Below are 17,386 nucleotides of genomic sequence, written 5' to 3' on the forward strand. Positions count from 1 at the left end.
GGAGACACGGGACATGACACAGAATACATTTCTCATCACCGGCGCATCCGACGGCATCGGCGCGGTCTATGCCGAACGTCTGGCAAAACGCGGCCATGATCTCATCCTCGTGGCGCGGCGCGCCGAAAAGCTGAAGACACTGGCAACCCAACTGGAGAAGGATCACCATATCGCGGTCGAGGTTCTCTCCGCCGACCTTTCCAGAGCAGAAGACCTCGAAAAGGTCGAGGCACGACTGCGCGATGACCGGCGGATCACAGGCCTCGTCAACAATGCCGGTATTGCCGGTGAAGGCGCCATCACGGCGCTGGACCCGGCCTATGTCACGACGATGATCAACCTCAATATCCTTGCCGTCACCCGGCTTGCAGCGGCGATCGCGCCGCGGCTTGCCGCCGATGGCAAAGGCACGATCATCAACATCACATCGGTAACGGCCCTGATGCCGGCGGCATTTACCGCCGTCTATCCGGCAACCAAGGCCTTTGTGCTCGCCTTCACCGAAGCGCTGCAGGCGCAGCTTTCCCCGTCCGACGTGCGGGTTCAGGGTGTCCTGCCGGGTATTACCCGCACGGCGATCTGGGAAGAGGAGCGGCTCGAGGCCATTCCGGCCGCCATGGTCATGGATGTTTACGAGATGGTGGATGCGGCCCTTGCCGGTCTCGATCTTGGCGAGACCCTGACCATTCCTTCGCTGCCGGATGCGGCCGATTTCGAAAATTTCCTTGCAGCCCGCGCAGCATTGAGGCCCAATCTGTCGCATGCACTTGCCGCCAGCCGGTATCGTGCAACTCAAACCGAATAGAGGGAGACGCATCATGATCCTCGGACTGACCATTCCCCAATTCACGACATTGCACGTTGCCCTGAGCCTCATTGGCATCGTAACCGGACTGATCGCCCTGCCCGCTTATGCGGCGGGGCGGTGGATGCCGCGCATGATGGCGCTTTTCCTCGTCACCACGCTCGCCACCACACTCACTGGCTTTCTGTTTCCAATCGGAAATTTCACACCGGCACTCGGCGTCGGCATCATCTCGACCCTCGTTCTGGCAATCGCACTGGTTGCGCTTTACGGATACGGTCTGAATGGCAGGGCGCGCATTATTTATACGATCACCGCCACGATCAGCCTTTATCTCAATATGTTTGTGTTGATCGTTCAGGCCTTTCTCAAGGTCGAAACACTCAACAACCTGGCACCGAACGGCAATGAACCGCCCTTTGTAGTCGCCCAGACGGTTCTGCTTGTTGCAGCCATCTGTCTCGGCTGGAAAGCGACACGCCGCAGGCTCGCCGTCTGAAACGAGCCGAAGTTCGAACCGGCTTCCGGGGAAATGCCTTTTGCCTGAGTGCTTTCAGGCACTAGGCATGTTTTTGCATGCCGAATACAGGCAATCTCCGCTCATCCGTCACAAAACGAAGAAATCCCGTCTCTAGGGTTTCCTCCCGAATCTCTCCTGAAATCCAGCGGGAGATATCCGGAACGAAGACGCTTTTCGCCTCTTGCAAACAAACAATATACATTATATAATAATATATATTAATTTATTACAACAGGAGATGCCGATGAATGCCGTGAAGATCAACGAGCGTCTGACCGTTGCGGGCCAGCCGATGATCGCCGATTTCCAATCGCTCTCCGCCGAGGGCTATAAAAGCATCATCAATGCCCGGCCTGATGGTGAAGAGCCCGGTCAGCCAGGCAATGTGCAGGAAAAAAGCGCCGCCAGCGCGGCAGGCATGGAATATGGCTTCATCCCGGTCAGCGGCCCTGCCATCACCGAAGCCGATATCCGCGCCTTCCAGCAGAAAATGGCGGAAGCGGACGGCCCCGTTTTCGCCCATTGCAAGGGCGGCACGCGCGCACTCACGCTTCATGTTCTCGGCGAAGCGCTGGATGGACGCATCGAGCGGGGCGACATCGAGGCTTTCGGCAAGGCGCATGGCTTTGACCTTTCCGGCGCCACCCGCTGGCTGGAGCGACGCGAAGCGGCGGTTCCACACGTCAAGGCCTTCTTCGATCCGCGCACATGGAGCGTGCAATATGTCGTTTCCGATCCTGCGACCAAGCGCTGCGCCATTATCGACCCGGTCTATGATTTCGATGAGAAGTCCGGTGCAACCGGAACCATGAATGCCGACGCCATTCTGGATTATGTGGCGAGCCAGGGCCTGTCGGTGGAATGGATTCTCGATACCCATCCCCATGCCGACCATTTTTCCGCCGCCCATTACCTGAAGCAGAAGACCGGTGCGCAGACGGCGATCGGCGCGAAAGTTACCGGCGTACAGAGGCTCTGGCAGGAGAAATATAACTGGCCGGATCTCGAAACCGACGGCTCGCAATGGGACCGGCTGTTCGAGGCGGGCGACAGGTTCGATATCGGCTCCCTGGAAGCGCGCGTGCTGTTTTCACCCGGGCATACGCTGGCCTCCGTGACCTATGTGGTAGGAGATGCCGCCTTTGTGCACGATACGCTTTTCATGCCCGATTCCGGCACTGCGCGCGCTGATTTTCCGGGCGGCAGCGCCAGAGAACTCTGGGCGTCCATTCAGGACATTCTCGCCCTTCCCGACGAAACACGGCTTTTCACCGGCCATGATTATCAGCCCGGCGGCCGCGCTCCGAAATGGGAAAGCACCGTTGGCGAACAGAAACGCAGCAATCCGCATCTGGCCGGCATGACGGAGGAGGGCTTCATCCGTCTCAGGGAAACACGGGATCGCACATTGCCGATGCCTAAGCTCATTCTCCATGCGCTGCAGGTCAATATTCGCGGCGGCCGTCTGCCGGAGCCGGAAGAGAATGGCAAGCGTTACCTGAAATTCCCGCTCGACGTGCTGGAGGGCAGCATATGGTAAAGGAAAACACGCGGGAAAAGCGCCCGCACATTGCTGCAATTCCCCTTCCCGCCATGGAGGAGAGGGCTGTCGAGGTCGCGCTGCTTCTGAAAACACTTGCCCACCCGGCGCGGTTGATGCTCGCCTGCACGCTGGCGCAGGGGGAATTTTCCGTCGGCGAACTGGAGGTCAAGCTGGATATCCGCCAGCCGACGCTTTCCCAGCAGCTGGGCGTGCTGCGGGAAGCCGGCGTGGTCGAAACCCGGCGCGACGCCAAGCAGATTTTCTACCAACTGAGCGAAGCGAAAGCAGCGCAACTGATCGAGGCCCTTTACACCATATTCTGCGCGCCGGAGGAGGAGACCCTGTGAGCCCCTACTGGCCCTCTCTTTTCGGCGGCATGCTGCTCGGTCTTGCCAGTATTATGCTGTTTCTTTTTAACGGCCGTATTGCCGGCATCAGCGGGATCATGGGCAAAATGCTCGGCAAGGAGCGGCGTCTTGCCGATCTCGCCTTCGTCACCGGCTTGCTGGCCGGACCTTATATCTATGCTGTGGCCTTCGGCCGGCTGCCTGCCATCACCCTCGTTGCACCATGGCCGCTCATCCTCATTGCCGGCCTGCTGGTGGGTTTTGGCACACGCATGGGCTCCGGCTGCACGTCCGGCCACGGCATCATGGGACTGGCGCGATTTTCCCGGCGCTCCATCGCAGCGACCGTAACCTTCGTGATATCAGGCATCTGTGCCGCGACGATAGCAGGAGCCCTGTCATGAAAAATCCGGCCGTGGCCCGTGTTGCCCTGGCATTGGCCGCAGGAGCGCTGTTCGGCTTCGGCCTCTCGCTGTCAGGCATGGTCGATCCCGCCCGTGTTTCCGGCTTTCTCGACGTGGCAAGCGGCCATTGGGACCCGAGCCTGATATTCGTTCTCGGCGGTGCTGTGATGGTCGCCGCGCCGGGTGTGCTGCTCAGCCGACGTCTTGCCAGGCCCGTCCTCACTGAGGATTTCAACCTGCCCGCAAAAACCCGCATCGACCGGCCGCTCATAACAGGCTCGGCCATTTTCGGCATCGGTTGGGGGCTTGCCGGTTTCTGCCCCGGCCCGGCACTATCGGCTCTCGCCCTCGGGCTGATGCCGGTCGTTCTTTTCGTCTGCGCCATGATTGCCGGCATGCTGGTCCACGACCGTCTCTACGCAAAACAGCCATAACACAGACGCTCGTCCCGAACGCGGGAAACGGGCAGTCGCGCGGGGCTGGAACGCTCCCGCGCGACTCGTTTGATTAGAGGTCGATCAGGCTCTTGCCCGTCATTTCCGGCGGCAGCGGCACATTCATCAATTGCAGCAAGGTGGGCGCGACATCGGCGAGAATACCGGCATGCAGCTTTGCACCTTCCGGCCCGCCAAAAAGGATCACCGGCACCGGATTGGTGGTGTGGGCCGTGTGCGGGCCGCCGGTCACCGGGTCGACCATGGTTTCGCAATTGCCGTGGTCGGCAATGACAAGCATCGCGCCACCCACTTTTTCGAGCGCGGCAACGACGGCACCAAGTCCGCGATCCACGGCTTCGCAGGCCTTGATTGCGGCCTGCAGATCGCCGGTATGGCCGACCATGTCAGGGTTGGCGTAATTGGTAACGATAAGATCGTAACCCTTGCCGATCGCCTCGACGAATTTCTCCGTCACCTCGGGCGCGCTCATCTCAGGCTGCAGGTCGTAGGTCGCAACCTTCGGCGATTTCGGCATGAAGCGGTCTTCGCCGACTTCCGGCTCTTCCTTGCCGCCATTCAGGAAGAAGGTGACATGCGGATATTTTTCCGTCTCGGCGAGGCGAAACTGCGTGAGCCCCTGTTTTGCCACCCAGGCGCCGAGCGTATTGACGATATCGCGCTTGGGGTAGGCCGTCGTCATGAAATGGCTGTGGCGGGTGGAATATTCAACCATACCGAGCAGCGCCGAAAGCACGGGCTTTTCGCGCGGAAAACCGTCGAAATCATTGGCACCAATGGCAAGCAGGATTTCACGCGCACGGTCGGCGCGGAAATTCAGGCAGAACAGGCCGTCGCCAGCCTTGAAACCTTCATAACCATCGATCACCGTTGGCAGGATGAATTCGTCGGTGACATTGTTTTTGTAGCTCTGGGCAACGGCGCTCACCGCATCCCGCGCGTGTTCGCCTTTCGCCAGAACCATGGCGTCATAGGCTTTCTCGACGCGCTCCCAGCGATTGTCGCGATCCATCGCATAATAACGGCCGATTACCGTGCCGATGCTGGCGCCTTGCGGCAGGCTCGCTACCAGCGCCGCCACAAAATCTTCAGCCGATTGCGGCGCGACGTCGCGGCCATCGGTGATGGCATGCACCACGACCTTCAGGCCGTGGCTGATCATCAACCTCACCGCCGCCTGGCCGTGGAGGATATGGCCATGGACGCCGCCATCGGAAACCACGCACATCAGATGCGCCACACCGCCCGCGGCTTTTACCTTGGCTGCGAAATCAAGCATCGCCGCATTGCGGAAAAAGCTGCCATCCTCGATCGCCAGATCGATCTGGCCGAGATCCATGGCAACGATGCGGCCGGCGCCGATATTGGTGTGGCCGACTTCGGAATTACCCATCTGCCCGGTCGGCAGACCGACATTCGGGCCGAAGGTGGTCAGCGTCGCATTCGGGCAGGTGGCAAAAAGCCGGTCCATGGTCGGCGTGTTCGCCAGAACAGGCGCATTGCTGGATGTATCCTCACTCAGCCCCCAGCCATCGAGAATAGTCAGGACAACGGGTCTGGGAGTTTGCATGGGAGGACCTTCTTCGTTCGGTTGCCGGCGGAGGGCGGACCGCCGGGCACCGGAGCGCCCTCTTCCGCCACTATGATCATGATGAGAAAACATGCTTCTCGTTCTTCTCTTCTATACCCGAAGATGACGAACGCAAGCCTATACCGACAGCGAAACAGTTCCGTGAAGGTCGAAAACGGCGGCTTAAAAACTCACCCCCTCATTCCTGTGCTCGTCACAGAAATCCAGCCGACGCGTGTCTGCGCGGCGGAGAGACCCCTTTCAACCCAAGGGCCTGGGCTGGAAGGATCCCTGTGACGAGCACAGGGATGAGAAGCGCGTGGCGGAGTGGTCGCCGGTCTCCTTCACTCGATGAAAATCAGCGCGGGCTTCTCCAGCAGTGCCTTGACGGCCTGGATGAAGACCGCCGCGTCCCAGCCGTCGACGACACGGTGATCGAAGCTGGAAGACAGGTTCATCATCTTGCGCGGCACAAAGCGAATTCCATCCCAGACCGGCCGCGTCATGATCTTGTTGACGCCGATGATCGCCACTTCGGGGTGATTGATGAGGGGCGTCGAAACGACGCCGCCCAAGGCTCCCAACGAACTGATGGTGATGGTGGAGCCCATCAGTTCTTCCCGATGCGCCGTGCCGGTGCGGGCGGCTTCTGCAACGCGCGCGACTTCCTCTGCGCATTCCCAGAGGCCGAGCGTTTCCGTGTGACGCACGACCGGGACCGTCAGGCCCGACGGCGTCTGCGTGGCGATGCCGATATGAACGGCTTCATAGTGGCTGACGACCCCTTTTTCGTCATCAAAGGTGGCATTCATGCCGGGATGATCCGCAACGGCTTTCACCAGCGCGCGCATCAGAAACGGCAGGATCGTCAGCTTCGGTTGCCCGGAACGGCGGTTGCCGTTCATGGTCGCCCGCAAATCCTCCAGATCGGTCACGTCGACTTCCTCGACATAGGTGATGTGGGGAATTCGGGAGGCGGAAAGCACCATCTTCTCGGCAATCTTGCGCCTGAGCCCGGTCACCTTCACCTCCTCGACGGCGCTATCGTGGGGCGCTATCGGCTCGGGGCGTTCAGGCCGCCCCCGCACGGTTAAAAACCCGTCGAGATCGGCATGGGTAATATGCCCATCCGCGCCCGTTCCCTTGACCTGTGCGAGATCGATATCGAGATCGTCGGCGCGCTGGCGGACGGCGGGGGATGCCAGCGGTTTGTGGTGCAGTTCGGCTGCGGGCGCCGGTGGCCCCTCCTCGGTCTGGCGCGCCGTCGGCTGGGTTTCAACGGGTGGCGGCGTGTCCGTCATGTCGGCTGGTGCTTCCGTTATCTGGGCGGGCGCTTCCGCTTCCGGCATGCTGCCATTGGGCGCAACGGCTGCGACATCGGTTTCAATGCGCAGGAGCGGCGCCTTCACCGGCACGGTGTTTCCAACCGTCACGGCGAGCCAGGTGACCACGCCCGCCACGGGTGAGGGGATTTCAACCGTCGCCTTGTCCGTCATCACCGCGGCCAGCACCATGTCTTCATGGACGAGATCACCCGGTTTGACGTTCCATTCCACCAGTTCGGCTTCCGCCACACCTTCACCGACATCAGGCATAGTGAGAACAAATTCCGCCATAATCAGGCCTCCATGACTTCGACAAGGGCTCGCCCGACGCGGGCAGGTCCCGGAAAATAGTCCCATTCCTGCGCATGGGGATAAGGCGTATCCCAGCCGGCGACGCGGACGACGGGAGCCTCCAGATGATAAAAACAATGTTCCTGCACCAGCGATACGACTTCCGCCCCGAAGCCGGAGGTCAGCGTTGCCTCATGCACCATGACGCAGCGGCCGGTCTTCGAAACCGATTTCACGATGGTATCGAGATCGAGCGGCAAGAGGCTGCGAAGGTCGATAATCTCGGCATCCACGCCGGTCTCTTCCGCCGCCGCCAGCGCCACATGCACCATGGTGCCATAAGCGATGACGGTGACATCGTTTCCGGGGCGGCGGATTTCGGCCTTGCCGATGGGAATGGTGTAGTGCCCTTCCGGCACCTCGCCCATCTCGTGTTTGGACCAGGGCGTTACCGGCCGGTCATGGTGCCCGTCGAAGGGGCCGTTATAAAGCCGCTTCGGCTCCAGAAACATCACGGGGTCGGGGTCTTCGATGGATGCGATCAGCAGCCCCTTGGCATCATAAGGATTGGAAGGGACCACCACCTTCAGCCCGCAGACATGGGTGAAGAGGGCTTCCGGGCTCTGGCTGTGCGTCTGCCCGCCAAAAATCCCGCCGCCGGTGGGCATGCGGAGAACGATCGGGCAGGTGAAATCGCCATTGGAGCGATACCGGATACGCGCCGCTTCCTGGGTGATCTGGTCATAGGCGGGATACATATAATCGGCGAACTGGATTTCGACGCAAGGCCGCAGACCATAAGCGGCCATGCCAATCGCCGTGCCGACAATGCCGGATTCGCTGATCGGCGCGTCGAAACAGCGCGTCTTGCCGTATTTTCCCTGCAGCCCCTGCGTGGCGCGGAAGACGCCGCCGAAATAGCCCACATCCTCACCGAAAACCACGACATCGTCGCTGCGCTCCATGGAGACATCCATGGCGCTGCGGACGGCTTCGATCATAGTCATTCTTGTCATGTCTCACCACCCTGCCTTCTGGCGCTGGCGGGCGAGATGCGGCGGCATCTCGGCGTAGACGCCTTCGAAAATATCCTTTTTCGGCGGTTTTCCACCCTCATGCAGCGTACCGTGGCTTTCCGCCTCGCGCTGGGCTTCCAGCACCTCATCGGCGATTTCCGCCTCCGCCTGCCGGTGCCGCTCGTCCGACCAGACGCCGCGCAGGACGAGATGTTTCTTGAGCCTCAGAACCGGGTCACCCAGGGGCCACGCCTCGGACTCCGTCTTGGGGCGATAAGCGCTCGGATCATCCGAGGTGGAATGGGCGCCGACACGATAGGTGACATATTCGATCAGCGTCGGACCGAGGTTGCGGCGCGCCCGTTCCACGGCCCAGCGCGCCACGGCATAAACGGCGAGATAATCATTGCCATCGACCCGGAGTGCGGGAATGCCGAAACCCAGCCCGCGCGCCGCAAAGGTGCCAGAACCGCCGCGCGCAATGCCCTGAAAGGTGGAAATCGCCCATTGGTTATTGACGATGTTGAGGATGACCGGCGCCTTATAGGTGGAGGCAAAGACCATTGCCGAGTGAAAATCCGACTCCGCCGTCGAACCGTCGCCGATCCAGGCGGCCGCGATTTTCGTATCGCCCTTGATGGCCGAGGCCATCGCCCAGCCGACGGCCTGCACATATTGCGTGGCGAGATTGCCTGACACGGTGAAGAAGCCGTGTTCCTTCGAGGAATAGAGAACCGGCAATTGCCGCCCGTGCAGCGGGTCGAGCTCGTTGGAGTAAATCTGGTTCATCATGGTGACGAGCGGATAGTCATCGGCAATGAGCAGTCCCGCCTGCCGGTAGGTCGGGAAATTCATGTCGCCTTTGGAAAGCGCCTTGCGGAAAGCGCAACTGACAGCCTCTTCGCCCAGATGCTGCATGTAGAAGGACGTCTTGCCCTGCCGCTGCGCCATCAGCATGCGGGCATCGAAAGCCCGCAGCCGCATCATGTTTTTGAGGCCCACCAGCAATTCCTCGTCCGAGAGCAGCCCGGCCCACGGCCCGACGGCCTCACCCTGATGATTGAGGACACGGATGATCGAATAGGCGAGATCGCGCATGCTTTCAGGGGCGGCATCCACCTCCGGGCGTGGCACGGAGCCGGCCTTGGGTATTTTCACATTGGAGAAATCCGGCTGGTCACCGGGCCGCACCGCTGGCTCCGGCACATGCAGGCTGAGATGCGTGGTTTCGGTAATATCCATTCTACTCCTCCCATCGCCATCTCCTCCAGACGACGAAACAATTTTCAGAGGTTGCGCGCGATGACCATCCGCTGGACATCGCTGGTTCCCTCGTAAATCTGGCAGATGCGCACATCGCGATAGATCCGCTCCACCGGATAATCCGCCATGTAGCCGTAACCGCCGTGAATCTGGATGGCGTCCGAGCAGACACGCTCGGCCATTTCGGAAGCAAAGAGCTTGGCCATCGAGGCTTCCGAAAGGCAGGGTTCGCCCGCCTCCTTCAGCGCCGCCGCATGCAGCACCAGCTGCCGCGCCGCCGTAATCCGCGTCGCCATATCCGCAAGCCGAAACGCCACCGCCTGATGCTCGATGATTGCCTGCCCGAAGGCCTTGCGTTCGCGGGCATAGTCCCGCGCCGCCTCGAAAGCGGCCTGCGCCATGCCGACCGCCTGCGCGGCGATACCGATGCGGCCGCCTTCCAGATTGGCGAGCGCAATGCGATATCCCTGCCCCTCTTCGCCGAGCCGCAATTCGACTGGGACTGCCATGTCGGTGAAGGCGATCTGGCAGGTATCGGACGAATGCAGGCCGAGTTTTTCCTCAACCCTGATTACCTCGTAACCCGGTGTATCAGTCGGCACGATGAAGGCGCTGATGCCCTTCTTTCCCGCCGCCGGATCGGTGACGGCAAAAACGATGACGACGTCGCCATTCTTGCCTGATGTGATGAACTGTTTCGCGCCGTCGAGAATATAACGGTCGCCGTCGCGCCGGGCGCGGGTCTTAAGATTGGAAGCGTCGGAACCGGCCTGCGGTTCGGTCAGCGCAAAACCGCCGATCCATTCGCCGGAGGCGAGCTTGGGCAGGAAACGCTGCTTCTGGTCTTCCGTGCCGAATTTCAGAATCGGCACGCAGCCGACCGAATTGTGGACGCTCATGATGGTGGAACAGGCGCCGTCACCGGCGGCGATTTCCTCCAGCGCCAGGGCATAGGCGACAGCACCGGTTTCCGACCCGCCATAGTCCTCGGAGACCAGCATGCCGAGAAAGCCGAGTTCACCCATTTCTTTCAGTTCGTCTTTCGGGAACCGGCTTTCCCGGTCGCGCGCGGCGGCACCGGGGGCAAGCCGCTCGCGGGCGAAATCACGGGCCATGTCCCTGATCTGCTGCTGGGCTTCATTCAGGATCATCGCCGCCTCCCCTCAGTGCAGTTCAACCGCGAGCGCGGTCGCTTCACCGCCGCCGATACAGACGGCGGCAACGCCACGTTTCAGCCCGTGACGCTGCAAGGCCGCAAGCAAGGTGACGACGATACGTGCACCCGAAGCCCCGATGGGATGGCCGAGTGCGCAGGCACCGCCATGCATATTCACCTTCTCATGCGGCAAATCGAGATCGCGCATCGCCGCCATCGCCACCACGGCAAAGGCCTCGTTGATTTCGAACAGATCGATATCCTTCGCCGACCAGCCGGTTTTCTCGAACAGCTTTTTCATTGCTCCCACGGGAGCTGTCGGAAATTTCGCCGGCGCATCGGCATGGGCGGCCTGGCCGATAATGGTCGCCAGCGGTGAAAGGCCCCGCCTTTCCGCCTCGGACCGGCGCATGAGAACAAGAGCGGCCGCGCCATCGGAAATGGAGCTGGAATTGGCGGCCGTCACCGTTCCACCATCGCGAAAGGCGGGCTTCAGTTGCGGGATTTTTTCCGGGCGGGCCTTCCCCGGCTGTTCGTCTACGGCAACATCGCCGACAGAAGTGATTTCCGCCTCGAAAGCCCCTTCCGCGATAGCGCGTCGGGCGCGTTCCAGTGAAGCCAACGCGTAATCATCCTGCATGGCGCGCGTGAACTGATAATCTTGCGCGCAATCTTCCGCGAAAGTCCCCATCAGCCTGCCCTTGTCATAGGCGTCTTCAAGGCCGTCGAGAAACATGTGATCGGTGAGCTTGCCGTGGCCGAGACGATAACCATTGCGGGCGCGGTCCAGCAAATAGGGCGCGTTGCTCATGCTCTCCATGCCACCCGCAAGCACGACGGAAGAGCTTCCCGCCGCAAGCTGGTCATGCGCCAGCATGATCGCCTTCATGCCTGAGCCGCACATCTTGTTGATGGTCGTCGCGCCAATCGAGTTGGGAATGCCGGCGGCAATGGCCGCCTGTCTCGCTGGAGCCTGCCCCTGCCCGGCCGAGAGCACGCAGCCCATCAGCACATCGTCGATATCAGCGGGTGAAATTACGGCCCGTTCGACGGCCGCGCGGATCGCCGCCGCCCCGAGATCGGGCGCAGCCACCGATTTGAATTCGCCCTGGAACCCACCCATAGCAGTACGGGCGGCCCCGACGATAACGACAGGGTCATGCACAGCCAAATTCACCTCCCTAGGCCATCCTCCCACCAAGAGAACGACCGTCATCGTGATCTCCTCCAGACCTCGACTGACGTGAACGCTATCACTATCTCGAATTCATTTCAAAGCTATTTTGATTGACAGTTTTTTGATTGGCGATATCTTTGATCCAACAAATAGTCATATCATAGAGCAAATGATCCATGATTGAGCTCGACAGTTTCGACCAGAAGATTCTGCATGTGCTCGGCGATGACGGGCGGGTGAGCTGGCGCGATCTGGCGGCCCGGATCGGCCTTTCCTTCACGCCGACGCTGCGCCGTGTCCGCAAGCTGGAAGAGGAAGGCATCATTCGCGGTTATACCGCCGTGTTCGATGAGAACCGCCTGCTCGGCAATATGGGTGTCTTCATTTCCGTCACGCTCGAGCGGCAGATCAAGGAAGCATTGACGACCTTCGAACACCACGTCGCCTCCATTCCGGAAGTGGTGGGCGGTTACCAGACCAGCGGCAGTTCCGATTATCTCATTCATGCCATGGTGCGGGATTTGCCGCATTATCAGCAGCTTCTGGATTTCCTGACCACGGTTCCCGGCGTGTCGCGCATCCAGTCCAATTTCGCCATCAAGACATTCGTGCGCCGTTCAGCCGCCTTCACCGGAGGTGACGCGCCATAAATGAGAGTTGCCAGCACGGAGGAGGTGCTGGCCGCTGACGAGAGGGACGGAGACAAACGGCCGTCCGGAGGAGGAGACGCGATGAGTTTGAACCTCGCCGCTATTTTCGATGCCGATCTCGGCCCGGAAATCGCAGCGCTGCGCGACAGCGCAAGAGCATTCGCCGACGATAAAATAGCCCCGCTCGCCGCCGAGATCGATCGCGACGATCAGTTTCCGCGCAAGCTCTGGCCGCAGATGGGCGAACTCGGCCTGCACGGCATCACCGTTTCGGAAGAGTACGGCGGTGCTGACATGGGCTATCTCGCCCATTGCGTGGCGATGGAGGAGATAAGCCGGGCTTCCGCTTCCATCGGCCTTTCCTATGGCGCCCATTCCAACCTCTGCATCAACCAGATTCATCGCTGGGGAACGGAAGATCAGAAGCGCAGATATCTGCCGAAGCTGGTTTCCGGCGAGCATGTCGGTTCGCTTGCCATGAGCGAAACGGAAGCCGGGTCAGATGTCGTCTCGATGCGGTTGAAGGCGGAGCACAAGGGTGACCATTATGTGCTGAACGGCACGAAGATGTGGATCACCAATGGCCACGAGGCGGATACGCTGGTGGTTTATGCCAAGACGGACATGTCCGCCGGCCCGCGCGGCATCACGGCCTTTCTGATCGAGAAAGGCTTCAAGGGGTTTCGCCCCGCACAAAAACTCGACAAGCTCGGCATGCGCGGCTCGCCAACCTCCGAACTGGTTTTCGAGGATTGCGAGGTGCCGGAGGAAAATATCCTCGGGCGTCTCAACGACGGGGTGACGGTGCTGATGAGCGGGCTGGATTACGAGCGCGCCGTGCTGGCCGCAGGCCCCGTCGGCATCATGCAGGCGGCCATCGATCTGGTGCTGCCCTATGCGCGCGAGCGCAAGCAATTCGGCAAGCCGATCGGCGAATTCCAGCTGGTGCAGGGAAAGCTCGCCGATATCTATTCGGCCATGAACGCCTCCCGCGCCTATGTCTATGCCGTGGCACGCGCCTGCGACAATGGCCGCATCACGCGGCAGGATGCGGCAGGCGCGATTCTTTTTGCTGCCGAGCGCGCGACGCAGGTGGCGCTGGACGCGATCCAGCTTCTCGGCGGTTCCGGCTACGTCAATGAAAGCCCGGCCGGACGGCTGCTGCGCGACGCCAAGCTTTATGAAATCGGCGCGGGCACCAGCGAAATCCGCCGGATGCTGATCGGCCGCGAACTGGTCAAAGGCAACGGGTGAGGAACGCGATGAAGCTTACATCCAGTCTGAACCGCGATCCCACCTTCACCGCCAATACCACGTTCATGTCTGGCCTGGTGGACGACCTGAGGCAGCACGTCGAAAAAATCACGCGGGGTGGCGGCGACAAGGCCCGCGAACGGCATCTGTCCCGTGGCAAATTGCTGGCGCGCGACCGGATCGAGGCGCTTCTCGATCCCGGCAGCCCGTTTCTCGAATTCTCGCAATTCGCCGCTTACGAGGTCTATGACGAACCCGTTCCCGCCGCCGGCATCGTCACCGGCATCGGCCGGGTGTCAGGCCGTGAATGCGTGATCGTCGCCAATGATGCGACGGTGAAAGGCGGCACCTATTATCCGCTGACCGTGAAGAAACATCTGCGCGCGCAGGAGATCGCCACTGAGAACCGACTGCCCTGTATCTACCTAGTGGATTCCGGCGGCGCGAACCTTCCAAATCAGGACGAGGTGTTTCCCGACCGTGATCATTTCGGCCGCATCTTTTACAATCAGGCCAATATGTCTGCAGAAGGCATTGCCCAGATTGCAGTGGTGATGGGCAGTTGCACCGCGGGCGGGGCCTATGTACCCGCCATGAGCGACCAGTCCGTCATCGTCAAAAATCAGGGCACGATCTTTCTCGGCGGCCCGCCGCTGGTGAAGGCGGCAACCGGCGAAGTGGTAAGCGCGGAAGAACTCGGCGGCGCAGATGTGCATTCGCGACAATCCGGCGTCACCGATCACTACGCCCACGACGACCGCCACGCGCTTTCGCTGACCCGGAGGATCGTCTCAACCCTTAACCGCCGCAAACAAGTGGAACTGGATATTCGCGAGCCAGCGGAGCCGCTTTATCCGGCGGAAGAACTTTACGGCATCGTTCCCGCCGATACACGCAAGCCTTTCGAGGTGCGCGAGATCATCGCGCGTCTGGTGGATGGTTCCGAATTCGACGAGTTCAAGGCGCTTTACGGCACGACTTTGGTCTGCGGTTTTGCTCATATCCACGGCTATCCCGTCGGCATCATCGCCAATAACGGCATCCTGTTTTCGGAATCGGCGCTGAAGGGCGCGCATTTCATCGAACTCTGCTGCCAACGCGGCATTCCGCTGGTCTTCCTGCAGAACATCACCGGCTTCATGGTCGGCAAGGCTTATGAGGCTGATGGTATCGCCAAGGATGGCGCCAAGCTCGTTACCGCCGTCGCATCGACTAAAGTGCCGAAATTCACCGTCATTATCGGCGGCTCCTTCGGTGCGGGCAATTACGGCATGTGCGGGCGCGCCTATTCGCCGCGCTTTTTGTGGATGTGGCCGAATGCGCGCATTTCCGTCATGGGCGGCGAGCAGGCGGCATCCGTTCTGGCGCAAATCCGGCGCGACGGCATCGAGGCGGATGGCCGCCACTGGTCCAAGGAGGGCGAGGAGGCGTTCAAACAGCCGATCCGGGAAAAATACGAGCGGGAAGGTCACCCCTATTATGCCAGTGCAAGACTGTGGGACGATGGCATCATCGACCCGAAGGATACCCGCCTCGTGCTCGGCCTTGGCCTGTCGGCCGCGCTGAACGCGCCGATTGAACCCACCCGTTTCGGCATATTCAGGATGTGAGGCGACGATGTTCTCAAAAATACTGATCGCCAACCGCGGCGAAATCGCCTGCCGGATCATCCGCACCGCCCGCAAGATGGGCATCCGCACCGTCGCGGTCTATTCGGATGCCGACCGTGACGCCATGCATGTGGCACTGGCCGACGAGGCAATCGCCATTGGCCCCGCGCCCGCACGTGCCTCCTATCTCGACGGCGAAAAAATCATCGCCGCCGCAAAAGCGACCGGCGCGGAAGCGGTCCATCCGGGTTATGGTTTCCTCTCGGAAAATGCCGGTTTCGCCGAAGCCTGTGCCGCCGCCGGTCTTGTTTTCATTGGCCCGCCGGCGGCAGCGATCCGCGCCATGGGCGGGAAAAGCGAGGCGAAAGCGCTGATGGCGAAGGCGGGCGTTCCCGTCGTTCCCGGCTTTCACGGTGAGGATCAGGCGGAAGAGCGGCTTCGCAGTGAAGCGGACGCCATAGGTTATCCCGTTCTGCTCAAGGCCTCGGCCGGCGGCGGCGGCAAGGGCATGCGCATCGTGCGGAAGAAACGCGAATTTGCGGCGGAACTTGCCGGCGCAAAACGCGAGGCGCTGGCCGCCTTCGGCAATGACCGCATGCTGATCGAAAAATATCTGGAGCGGCCGCGACATGTGGAAGTGCAGGTCTTTGCCGATGGCCACGGTAATTGTTTCTCACTTTTCGAGCGCGATTGCTCGATCCAGCGCAGGCACCAGAAGGTCATAGAGGAAGCCCCCGCCCCCGGCTTGCCCGATGCGCTCAGGCAACGCATGTATGAAGCGGCGGTCGCCGCCGCCCGCGCCATCGACTATCGCGGCGCGGGAACGGTGGAATTCCTGCTCGACCCTTCCGGCGAGTTCTATTTCATGGAAATGAATACAAGGCTTCAGGTCGAACATCCGGTGACGGAATATATTACCGGCCTGGATCTGGTCGAATGGCAGCTCCGTGTTGCGGATGGTGAGGCACTGCCGCAGGACTGGGCCGATCTCGACATAAACGGTCACGCCATCGAGGCCCGGATTTATGCCGAAGACCCGGCGCACGATTTCCTGCCGTCGATCGGCACGATCAGCCAACTCATTTTTCCCGATCAAGGCCCTCACGTCAGGATAGACAGCGGCATCCGCGCCGGCGACGCCATTACCGTGCATTACGATCCGATGATCGCCAAGCTGATCGTCTGGGATCGTGATCGCCCATCGGCGGTGCGGCGTCTGCGGTTGGCGCTGGAAAATCTGGCGATCTGTGGCGTCGCCAGCAATGCCGCCTTTCTGACCCGGCTTGCGGGACTGGAGGCCTTCGCAAAAGCCGAACTCGATACGGGCTTCATAGCCCGCAACGATGTCGTGCTTTTTGCCCCGGCCCCGAAGGATGGGAACGAGATAGCGATGGCCGCGCTGGGCCTGCTGCTCTCGCGGCAGAAAAACGGAAAGTCAGGTTCAGAGGCCGATCCCTATAGCCCGTGGAACACGGCAGCCGCCTTCCGCCTCAACGCGCCGTCGCGGGAAACGCTGTATTTCACCTTTGAGAACCAGCCGCTTAACGTCGGCGTCACGCATGAGGCGGACGGTTTTTCGCTTGCCATCGACGGACGGACGATCAGCGCCCATGGCAGCCTCTCGGACGACGGCAAATTCCGTGCAACCGCGGAAGACAGGAAACGGCAGGGCCATTTTTTTGCAGAAGGCGGCAGTTACGCGCTTTTCCTGGATGGCGAACATTATCGCATCGCCCAGCCTGATCCCGTCGATATCGAGGATTCCTCCACCCATACCGGTGGTCTGGAAGCACCCATGCCTGGCGTTATCCGTGCTTTGCTGAGCCGGAACGGTGCTGCGGTTGAAGCCGGCGAGGCGCTAGTGGTGATGGAGGCGATGAAAATGGAGCACACGATCCGTGCACCGGCGAAAGGTACGGTCACGGCCATCAATTGCGTCGAGGGCGATATGGTCGCGGCCGGTGCGGTGCTGGTGGATTTCGAACCGGAGGGAGCATGAC

General features: G+C 60.9%; 16 protein-coding genes. 10 read left to right on the plus strand and 6 right to left on the minus strand.

The genetic code is table 11. The annotated features are described in order from the left end of the window. Positions 1-13: 13 nt before the first annotated feature. The 6 genes from QRN60_RS16790 to QRN60_RS16815 all read left to right on the plus strand — a co-directional run bounded on the left by QRN60_RS16790 (position 14) and on the right by QRN60_RS16815 (position 4,053). On the plus strand, positions 14-805 hold the full coding sequence (locus QRN60_RS16790; RefSeq protein ID WP_111817633.1) for an SDR family NAD(P)-dependent oxidoreductase: 792 nt from the start codon (positions 14-16) through the stop codon (positions 803-805). Positions 806-818: 13 nt separating this feature from the next. Further along, complete coding sequence (locus QRN60_RS16795; protein WP_003506968.1) at positions 819-1,304, plus strand: hypothetical protein; 486 nt, start codon at positions 819-821, stop codon at positions 1,302-1,304. Between the two features lie 265 nt (positions 1,305-1,569). Next, the gene (gene blh, locus QRN60_RS16800; protein WP_111817632.1) at positions 1,570-2,865 is read left to right on the plus strand and encodes a bifunctional sulfur transferase/dioxygenase Blh; all 1,296 of its coding nucleotides are present in this window, start codon (positions 1,570-1,572) and stop codon (positions 2,863-2,865) included. After that, positions 2,859-3,215, plus strand: coding sequence for a sulfite-sensing transcriptional repressor BigR (bigR, locus tag QRN60_RS16805; protein WP_111817631.1), 357 nt, complete (start codon positions 2,859-2,861; stop codon positions 3,213-3,215). The genes blh and bigR overlap by 7 nt, the downstream gene beginning before the upstream one ends. Beyond that, a complete protein-coding gene (locus tag QRN60_RS16810) occupies positions 3,212-3,619 on the plus strand; it encodes a YeeE/YedE family protein (RefSeq protein ID WP_111817630.1) in 408 nt (135 codons plus the stop codon). The genes bigR and QRN60_RS16810 overlap by 4 nt, the downstream gene beginning before the upstream one ends. Continuing rightward, complete coding sequence (locus QRN60_RS16815) at positions 3,616-4,053, plus strand: YeeE/YedE family protein (RefSeq protein ID WP_060724882.1); 438 nt, start codon at positions 3,616-3,618, stop codon at positions 4,051-4,053. The genes QRN60_RS16810 and QRN60_RS16815 overlap by 4 nt, the downstream gene beginning before the upstream one ends. Positions 4,054-4,126: 73 nt before the next feature. Here the strand turns inward: QRN60_RS16815 and gpmI are convergent, their stop codons facing one another. From gpmI to QRN60_RS16845, 6 genes are all read right to left on the minus strand, one after another. Continuing rightward, complete coding sequence (gene gpmI / locus QRN60_RS16820) at positions 4,127-5,644, minus strand: 2,3-bisphosphoglycerate-independent phosphoglycerate mutase (RefSeq protein WP_112295575.1); 1,518 nt, start codon at positions 5,642-5,644, stop codon at positions 4,127-4,129. A gap of 344 nt (positions 5,645-5,988) precedes the next feature. Beyond that, a complete protein-coding gene (locus QRN60_RS16825; protein WP_099087264.1) occupies positions 5,989-7,260 on the minus strand; it encodes a dihydrolipoamide acetyltransferase family protein in 1,272 nt (423 codons plus the stop codon). Between the two features lie 2 nt (positions 7,261-7,262). Further along, positions 7,263-8,276 carry an alpha-ketoacid dehydrogenase subunit beta gene (locus tag QRN60_RS16830; RefSeq protein WP_003506981.1) on the minus strand — a complete coding sequence of 338 codons (1,014 nt, stop codon included), beginning with the start codon at positions 8,274-8,276 and terminating at the stop codon, positions 7,263-7,265. Between the two features lie 3 nt (positions 8,277-8,279). Next, complete coding sequence (locus QRN60_RS16835) at positions 8,280-9,518, minus strand: 3-methyl-2-oxobutanoate dehydrogenase (2-methylpropanoyl-transferring) subunit alpha (RefSeq protein ID WP_003506983.1); 1,239 nt, start codon at positions 9,516-9,518, stop codon at positions 8,280-8,282. Positions 9,519-9,562: 44 nt separating this feature from the next. Further along, the gene (locus tag QRN60_RS16840) at positions 9,563-10,690 is read right to left on the minus strand and encodes an acyl-CoA dehydrogenase family protein (protein WP_112295573.1); all 1,128 of its coding nucleotides are present in this window, start codon (positions 10,688-10,690) and stop codon (positions 9,563-9,565) included. 12 nt (positions 10,691-10,702) lie between these two features. Further along, positions 10,703-11,866 (minus strand): acetyl-CoA C-acyltransferase, encoded by a 1,164-nt coding sequence (locus tag QRN60_RS16845; protein WP_165000568.1) that lies wholly within the window; start codon positions 11,864-11,866, stop codon positions 10,703-10,705. 182 nt (positions 11,867-12,048) lie between these two features. Here QRN60_RS16845 and QRN60_RS16850 point away from each other — a divergent pair, with 182 nt between their 5' ends. The 4 genes from QRN60_RS16850 (at position 12,049) to QRN60_RS16865 (ending at position 17,385) form a co-directional block, all read left to right on the plus strand. After that, positions 12,049-12,522 carry an Lrp/AsnC family transcriptional regulator gene (locus tag QRN60_RS16850; protein ID WP_003500312.1) on the plus strand — a complete coding sequence of 158 codons (474 nt, stop codon included), beginning with the start codon at positions 12,049-12,051 and terminating at the stop codon, positions 12,520-12,522. Positions 12,523-12,603: 81 nt separating this feature from the next. Next, entirely contained in the window at positions 12,604-13,776 is a 1,173-nt protein-coding gene (locus tag QRN60_RS16855) for an isovaleryl-CoA dehydrogenase (protein ID WP_031234246.1), read from the plus strand. A gap of 8 nt (positions 13,777-13,784) precedes the next feature. Beyond that, positions 13,785-15,386, plus strand: a complete 1,602-nt coding sequence (locus tag QRN60_RS16860) for a carboxyl transferase domain-containing protein (RefSeq protein WP_112295572.1) — start codon at positions 13,785-13,787, stop codon at positions 15,384-15,386. 7 nt (positions 15,387-15,393) lie between these two features. Beyond that, positions 15,394-17,385, plus strand: coding sequence for an acetyl/propionyl/methylcrotonyl-CoA carboxylase subunit alpha (locus tag QRN60_RS16865; protein ID WP_112295571.1), 1,992 nt, complete (start codon positions 15,394-15,396; stop codon positions 17,383-17,385). Position 17,386: the final 1 nt, after the last annotated feature.

Source organism: Agrobacterium sp. CFBP2214, from assembly GCF_030209895.1.
GTDB classification, from domain to species: domain Bacteria; phylum Pseudomonadota; class Alphaproteobacteria; order Rhizobiales; family Rhizobiaceae; genus Agrobacterium; species Agrobacterium radiobacter.